The organism is Mesorhizobium sp. WSM4813 (assembly GCF_055811555.1).
The window spans coordinates 1-4,712 of the sequence record NZ_JBVVQU010000117.1; the positions used below are offsets into that span (position 1 = coordinate 1).

The window sequence follows — 4,712 nt, forward strand, 5'->3', positions numbered from 1 at the left end:
CCATTGAGCTTGACTTCGGTGCCCGACCACTTGCCGAACAGGATGCGATCGCCGGCCTTGACGTCCAGCGGGACGAGCTTGCCGGCTTCGTCGCGGGCGCCGGAACCAACGGCGATGATCTCGCCTTCCTGCGGCTTTTCCTTCGCCGTATCGGGGATGATGATCCCGCCGGCAGTCTTGGATTCGGATTCAACCCGGCGTACGACCACGCGGTCATGAAGCGGGCGGAACTTCGACTTTGCCATTTTTTATTCCTCGATGAGAATGGTGAGAACAGTTCCTCCGTCCGGCGACGCCGGACCGGTTAGCACTCACCAATGGCGAGTGCTAACGTGGCGGTGAGATAAGCCGATGGCTGGCGAGAGTCAAGGCGCGCGAGGGCGTAATTCAGCCGTGCCGCTCCGGGATGATGTCGTTGCCGACGCTTCGGCGATTAAGCATTAGAAGCGGGCACGATTCCGCCGTGCTACAGGCCCGGTGGAGGCGATGCGGACGCGGTCGAACCGGCTCGGCGCCTGCTCGGCAGGGCGATTAGCTAATTCATTAATGGTTGACTAAGTCAAATAAATGGTTGATCCTGTGCGGGCAGGAGGATGCCATGACGATTCATCATCAACCCGGCAGGGAGCGGATCGATGCGGTGCGGGGCTTCAACCGCTTCTACACCCGTCAGATCGGCCTGCTCGACGAAGGGCTGCTGAAAAGCGCCTTCTCGCTGACCGAGGCTCGGGTGCTCTATGAACTGGCTCATCGCGATGGCCTGACCGCCACCGATCTTGCACGCGATCTCGGTCTCGACCCCGGCTACCTCAGCCGGTTGCTGAAAAGGTTCGAGGAGCGCGGCCTGGTCGAGCGCGCAGCGACGGAAGCCGATGCGCGGCGCTCGTCGATCGCGCTGACGCCGGCGGGAAGGGTGGCGTTCGCGCCGCTGAACCAGGGTTCGCACGATCAGGTCGCGGCCTTGCTCGACCGGCTTCCAGCTCCGGAACAGGACAGGCTGGTCAAGGCGATGCAGACGGTGCAGCGCCTGCTGGGCGATGGCGCGGAGCCCAAAATTCCCTACATGCTGCGGCCTTTGCAGGTCGGCGACATCGGCTTGATCATTCATCGCCAGGGCCTGCTCTACGCGCAGGAATATGGCTGGGATGAAACCTACGAGGCGCTGGTCGCCGAAATCCTCGGCGCCTTTGTCAAATCCTTCGATCCGAAATGGGAACGCAGCTGGATCGCCGAGCGGGAAGGGGAAGTCGTCGGCTCGGTCTTTGTCGTGCGCCAGTCGGACGCGGTGGCGAAGCTGCGCCTGCTCTATGTCGAACCCTCGGCGCGCGGTCTCGGCATCGGCAGGCGGCTGGTCGAGGAATGCATCGGCTTTGCCCGTGCCAAGGGCTACAAGACGTTGACGCTGTGGACCAACGACGTGCTCATCTCAGCGCGCCGCATCTACGAAGCGGCTGGGTTCAAGCTGGCCGACGAAGAGCGCCACCACGCCTTCGGCAAGGATCTGGTCGGCCAGAACTGGAACTTGGAACTGTAGCGGTGCTTTAGGCCTTGACCGGTATCCAGATTTCCAGCCCGCCATTGCCGCTGCGCGGATCGAATTCGGGGCCGTAGCGCTCGAATTCGGGCGCCTCGGCGACCTCGTGCCCGGAGGCCGGCAGCCATTTGTTCCAGATCGTGTTGACCGTGCGGCGGATGGTCGAGATGTGGGCGCGATGGGCGAACACGGCGTATTTCTGCGCCGGCACACGCACGCGCGAAAATTCCCTCGGCAGGTCCGAAAAATCGGACACTTCGACGCCGGCGATATAGTCGAAATTGCCTGCATCGTCGCCGTTGACGCGGACGCCATAGGCGACGTCGCCGATCTCGCCCGGAATGTTGCCGATATAGGGGCCGAACCGCTGCCACTGCATCGGGATGCCGGCGCTGGTTTGGCAGCTGTAGCGTTCGCCGAGACCGGCGATGAGAAACGGCCGGCGGGTCTCAAAACGCGGCGGCTCGAGGTTGGTGAGGAAGGATTGGTCCATCAGGATCGGCTCCACAAGATCGAGATTGTCGAGCGAGCCTTGCGCGCGCACCAGTTCCGGCGTGGTGCCGAACTGGTCACGGAAGGCGCGGGTGAAGGCCTCATGCGAGGCATAGCCGGCATCGAGCGCGACCGAGAGGATGTCGGGTGCACCGGCGGCGAGCTTGCGCGCCGCTTCGGTCAGCCGGCGCGAGCGCATGTAGCCCATCACCGAACGGCCGGTCGCCGCACCGAAAGCCCGCGTCACGTGAAAGCGCGACACGCCGCTGCTCTTGGCGACATCGTCGAGCGAGACGGATTCCGGCAAATGGCTTTCGACGAACCACAGCGCTTTCTCGGTCGGGTTCATATGTCGCCTTGCTTTGGGACTAGGTTGGTCTTCGCATTGGCCAGCTCATGGTGCCGCTTCCTGGTGGAGGCAGTTTGATCGAAATTGCGCATTGAGCAAACTCGACCGAGCATCGGTCAATTTCAGCGTGCTCAATCGCGGTTTTGCGAGCGACCCTGAGTGACTGCCATGCATACTTGCCGGCTTCTGGCACAATGCCGCTCCTTGAATGATGAGCACGCTTATAATATATGCTGCTCATGGTTTCTGATGGCATCGACAGATTGGGCTTTTTGATCCACGACGTGCAGCGCCTGATGCGCAAGCGCTTCGAGGCGAGGGCCAGCGGGCTCGGGCTTTCCTCCGCGCAATGGCGGCTTATGGTCCGCGTCGCCAAGGAAGAAGGCATCACGCAGGCACGGCTCGCCGAGCTCCTCGAGATCGAGCCGATCAGCGTCTCGCGCCTGGTCGATCGCATGGAGGAGAGCGGCTGGATCGAGCGCCGTTCCGACGCTGCCGACCGCCGCGTTCGCATGATCTTCCCGACCGCCAAAGCCAGCGAGGCCTACGCAGAGATCAAGAGCCTTGCTGGCGAAGTCTATGAAGAATCGCTGACCGGCGTGTCGCCCGAAGATCGCCGTGTTCTGATCAAGGGACTGGAGGCGATGGCCAAGAACCTGGCGGACGGCGAGACGGCGTCCGGCGAAAAAGTCGAGAGTACAGAAGGCGCAGCAGCATGAACGCGGTAGCCAAGGTAGACGAGAATGCAACCAAGCTGGAGATGGAAGCTCCCGCGCAGCCGGCAGCTCCGGTTACGGTCGCTCCAGAGCTAGCACCAGCGCCGGTGGCGCCGAAGAAGAAGCGCCGTGCCGGCCGCTTCCTTCTGATGTTTGCGCTCCCCGTGGCATTGATCGCCGGCGGCAGCTACGTCTGGGTGACCGGCGGCCGCTATCAGGAGACCGAGAACGCCAATCTGCAGCAGGCGAAGGTCTCGATCGCCGCCGATACGGCGGGCCGCATTGTTCAGGTCGACATTTTCGACAACCAGTCCGTCAAGCAGGGCGAGGTCTTGTTCGCCATCGAGCCCGAGCCCTACCGGATCGCGCTGGCGCAGGCCGATGCGGCGGTGGCCGGCGCGCGCCTCAATGTCGAGCAGCTGCGGGCAGCCTATAGCCAGGCGGTAGCGCAGGAGAAGTCCGACGCCAGCCAGGTCGACTACGCGCAGTCGCAATACGACCGGGCCGCCGACCTTGCCCGCAAGGGCATCAATGCCAAGTCGTCGCTGGACGAGGCCAGGAACGATCTCGACAAGGCCAAGCAGCAACTGGCCGTGGCCCAGCAGGGCATCCTCAGCGCCAAGGCTGCACTTGGCGGCAATCCCGATATAGAGACCGACAAGCATCCGACCGTGATGGCGGCGCTCGCTGCGCGCGACAAGGCTGCCTACGATTTGGCGCAGACCACGGTCAGGGCGCCGGCCGACGGCATCGTCAGCCAGGCTGCCTCATTCAAGGTCGGCCAATATGTCGGCTCGGGTACGCCGCTGTTTTCATTGGTCGAGACCGGCGACACCTGGATCGATGCCAATTTCAAGGAAACCCAGCTCACCAATATGAAGCCCGGCCAGAAGGCTGAAATTGTGGTTGACACCTATCCGGGCAAGACGTTCGAAGCCACGGTCAAGGCGATCGGCGCCGGCACCGGAGCCGAGTTCTCGCTGTTGCCTGCCCAGAACGCCACCGGCAATTGGGTCAAGGTCACCCAGCGCATTCCGGTGCGCCTGCAATTGACCGATGCCGACGCCGAGATGGCGCTGCGCACCGGCATGAGCGCGACCGTCACGGTGGACACCGGCGTCTCCCGCGGGTTTCCAAGTATCTTCGGCCACGCCACAGCGGGTGAGGCGCAATAAACCACCTCGTTCCATTGGATGATGAGGTCTGAGGCGCTACGAGTAGAATGCAGGCCGCGCAGGAGAGGAACGCAGATGACAGGATTGGTCTGAGGGGAGATGCGGTGAGGGTTGGGGTTGGGGTTCGGAGCGGGCAGCGTTGCGGCCAGGCCGAAGCCTGAATAACCCGACGCAGGCCCCTTCGGTCCTCAGGTTTCCGGGCGGCAGGGCCCGTTATCGAGACGCTCGGTCGATGTAACCCCCACATCGATTTCGCGTCCCACGCGATGAGGGTCTCTCCACACGGAAGGCCTCGCCGCCCGGAAGCCTCGCGCATCGGCCCGAAAATCGGAATCGATTTTCGGAAAGCACGATGCGCTACTCAAAGCACTAGGTGGTGTGGACTCTTAGGATTCCCTTTTTGACCGTAGCATGATTCAAGACTGCTTTTGGAGGCAGCCTTGGGT

5 protein-coding genes are annotated in these 4,712 nt (G+C 62.9%); 3 read left to right on the forward strand and 2 right to left on the reverse strand.

Features of this window, described 5'->3' with window-relative positions; all coding sequences use genetic code 11:
* Nucleotides 1-245, reverse strand: a 245-nt coding sequence (locus tag AC0L25_RS32055) for a co-chaperone GroES (protein WP_292539378.1), incomplete at its 3' end; no start/stop codon positions are given.
* A 353-nt stretch (nt 246-598) separates the two neighbouring features.
* On the opposite strand from AC0L25_RS32055, the gene AC0L25_RS32060 reads away from it, so the two are divergent.
* On the forward strand, nt 599-1,534 hold the full coding sequence (locus AC0L25_RS32060; RefSeq protein WP_473599124.1) for a bifunctional helix-turn-helix transcriptional regulator/GNAT family N-acetyltransferase: 936 nt from the start codon (nt 599-601) through the stop codon (nt 1,532-1,534).
* A 7-nt stretch (nt 1,535-1,541) separates the two neighbouring features.
* On the opposite strand, the gene AC0L25_RS32065 is transcribed toward AC0L25_RS32060, so the two are convergent.
* Nucleotides 1,542-2,375 (reverse strand): GyrI-like domain-containing protein, encoded by an 834-nt coding sequence (locus tag AC0L25_RS32065; RefSeq protein ID WP_473599125.1) that lies wholly within the window; start codon nt 2,373-2,375, stop codon nt 1,542-1,544.
* 239 nt (nt 2,376-2,614) lie between these two features.
* On the opposite strand from AC0L25_RS32065, the gene AC0L25_RS32070 reads away from it, so the two are divergent.
* Nucleotides 2,615-3,094, forward strand: coding sequence for a MarR family winged helix-turn-helix transcriptional regulator (locus tag AC0L25_RS32070; protein ID WP_473599126.1), 480 nt, complete (start codon nt 2,615-2,617; stop codon nt 3,092-3,094).
* Entirely contained in the window at nt 3,091-4,266 is a 1,176-nt protein-coding gene (locus AC0L25_RS32075; RefSeq protein WP_473599127.1) for an HlyD family secretion protein, read from the forward strand. The genes AC0L25_RS32070 and AC0L25_RS32075 overlap by 4 nt, the downstream gene beginning before the upstream one ends.
* The last annotated feature ends 446 nt before the right edge of the window (nt 4,267-4,712 follow it).

Coding starts and splice junctions, on each gene's coding strand:
- AC0L25_RS32060 (WP_473599124.1), top strand. CDS start 599: ATGACGATTCATCATCAACCCGGCAGGGAGCGGATCGATGCGGTGCGG.
- AC0L25_RS32065 (WP_473599125.1), bottom strand. CDS start 2,375: ATGAACCCGACCGAGAAAGCGCTGTGGTTCGTCGAAAGCCATTTGCCG.
- AC0L25_RS32070 (WP_473599126.1), top strand. CDS start 2,615: ATGGTTTCTGATGGCATCGACAGATTGGGCTTTTTGATCCACGACGTG.
- AC0L25_RS32075 (WP_473599127.1), top strand. CDS start 3,091: ATGAACGCGGTAGCCAAGGTAGACGAGAATGCAACCAAGCTGGAGATG.